The sequence below is a fragment of the Thermococcus sp. genome (genome assembly GCF_027012695.1).
GTDB lineage: Archaea > Methanobacteriota_B > Thermococci > Thermococcales > Thermococcaceae > Thermococcus.
Genome location: NZ_JALUYR010000070.1, coordinates 1 through 2,276, shown reverse-complemented (window position 1 = coordinate 2,276; position 2,276 = coordinate 1). Strand labels below are relative to the sequence as shown.

Annotated in this window: 2 protein-coding genes; one reads left to right on the top strand and one right to left on the bottom strand. The window is 53.4% G+C overall.

Annotated elements, in window-relative coordinates:
• The first annotated feature begins 757 nt into the window (after positions 1-757).
• Positions 758-1,492: a CRISPR-associated endoribonuclease Cas6 gene (gene cas6 / locus MV985_RS05925; protein WP_297464298.1), complete on the top strand. Its 735-nt coding sequence runs from the start codon at positions 758-760 to the stop codon at positions 1,490-1,492.
• Here the strand turns inward: cas6 and cas1 are convergent.
• Positions 1,473-2,276 (bottom strand): CRISPR-associated endonuclease Cas1 (gene cas1, locus MV985_RS05920; protein ID WP_297464296.1); only part of this gene is annotated, 804 nt, incomplete at its 5' end. The two genes, cas6 and cas1, sit on opposite strands and share 20 nt — an antisense overlap.

The window sequence follows — 2,276 nt, the reverse complement described above, 5'->3', positions numbered from 1 at the left end:
ACTTTTTCGCCCCACTGGGCAAATAGAGAGAGGAAAAACTCCTATATAAGCCTTTCGCCTTCTGGTGGCCCCTAAAAACCTGCCGTTGGAACGCTTCTCTAGAACTAACGTTCGTTGGAAAACGGCAAACTGGAGTGCCCCATATCTTTTCCGGCCGGATAAAAGATGGTGAAACGGCCGTCTTTGGAATTTAAACTTTTTATAACCCCAATGTCGGACTTCTCGAAAATACCCAGAGTTCGCTCCACCTATCTCCCGGGAAAACCCCCTTCTGACCCAGGGAACCCGCGAGGAAGCCCCCTCTAACCCCTGCCCGGAAACCTTTCCACGTTCCTTCCTCGGGTTGGCAGGAGCTTAACCCATCTTTTCTCGCGGTTTTGGGTGGAATCTATCTCCCGTTTGCAAAAACGTACATTGAACTACTCTCATGCAATGTAAAAATACGAAATCTGTTATAAGAGCTTGTTTTCCCTTTTATGACCTTCGGCTGTGCGATCGCTCCACCTATCTTTGGCAGTTTTGCCCCGTTTTTAGAAAACTGGCCGAAAACGTCTTCTTTAGCAGTGCACACTTTTTGAAACCCGGGATTCTAGAGGCTTTTCTTAAGCTGAACGGCTCTATTCGACCTTCCTCATCGGAAAAACGCCGGTGCACCGGCGCAACAATCCAAAAAGGGAAAAGCCCGGAAAGGGAATGTGCATTGCTACACATCTCTGCCACCGAAAGGGTTTTCTTTTTCCCGGGCCTTTTTCCGTCCATGAGGATAAAGCTCGACCTCGAATCGGAGGAAAGCTTTCCCGAGTGGGCCTTCGGCAAGCACGCGGTACAGGCGATGATATACTCCCACCTGGACTCCACCGAGTACAGGAAACTACACGACTCAAGCTCCTTCAAGCTCTTCACCTTCTCCGACCTCTACCCGAGCGGTCACTTTAAGCCCGGGACAAGGAAAAGCCTCATCATAAGCTCGCCGGACGAGGGATTCATAGAGACCCTCTACGAGAAGCTCCTCCCTGACGAGAGGCTCTACCTCGGGAATCACTCGCTTAAGGTTATTTCGATAAAGAAGTTTCGCCTGAGGCCGAGAAAGGCTTTCATAACCGGCTCGCCGATAGTCGTTAACGCGAGGCCGGGCATGGGCAAGTTCTTCACCTTCCACCACGATGGTAGCCTGGACTACTTCATCAGGAGCATAACGGAGAACGCGGTGAAAAAGTACTCCTCCTTCACGGGCGAATACTTCCAGCTCGACGGCCCGCTCTTCACGAGGATGGTCCCGCGCGTTAGGAAGGACGGGTGGGTGGATGTCTACGTCAGGGTGAACATCAGGGGGCGGTACTTCGACGTCCCTGGCTCGACGTGGAAACTGCTGGAGGCGAATATAACACCGGACAACAGGGACTTCTATGCCTTCACTATGGAGTCCGGCGTTGGGATACTCAACTCCCTCGGCTTCGGCTTCATAAATCCAATCAGGCCCACCACGGGCTGAATGCCCTGTACTCCTTTTCGCCGAGGACGTGCCTCTTCAGTTTTCTCGCCTCGTAGTCCATCATGAAGCGGTAGCTCATGCTCCTCTTCCAGGGCTTGTAGTAGACGGTTCTCCTGAGGGTGTCGGTTAAAGCCGTGAGGAGCTTCCTTTTGCCCTCCCGTGAAAGGTAAACTGCCTTCTCCTTCCTGCTGAAGTCCTTCTTTGAAAAGAGACCACCGTCGAGGGCCGTCTTTACCGTCGAGAAGACGTAGAGGGGCTTGAAGATGTCAGCCAAATCGAGCGGTAAGGAATGCCTCCTGTCGTTGGCCGCGTGAAGGAAGCCTATGGACGGGTCGAGGCCGGCCTTTATCGCCGAAGAGAAGGCTAAACCATAGGTTATCGCGTTGGCGTAGCTTATCAGCGCGTTCACCTCGTCTTCGGGAGGGTGTCTCGTTCTCTTAAAGTCCTCAACGCCTATCGCTTCTCCAAAGTAGCGGTAGTAGTGGCTCCAGAGCTCCGCTTCCCTGCCCATTATCCCGTCAACGCTCTCGCCATCGACCTTCACCGAGTTCAGCTTCACCGGGTTGATGCCCCAGCGCGACAGGGTGAAGGCCATCGTGTTCTGGATTCCCTTGACTATCTCCCTTGCCAGGTGAAGCCTCTTTTCAGGGTTGAGGTAGTGCTCCGCCTGGCTCAGGTGGAGCTTTCCCCTCGGTGAGGCGTCATTGACGAAGGAACCCTTGTAATCGCCCCTGACGGTGTAGAAGTGCACTGGAATTCCCCTCTCGCTCAGAAGGTCTATGGC

Coding starts and splice junctions, on each gene's coding strand:
- cas6 (WP_297464298.1), top strand. CDS start 758: ATGAGGATAAAGCTCGACCTCGAATCGGAGGAAAGCTTTCCCGAGTGG.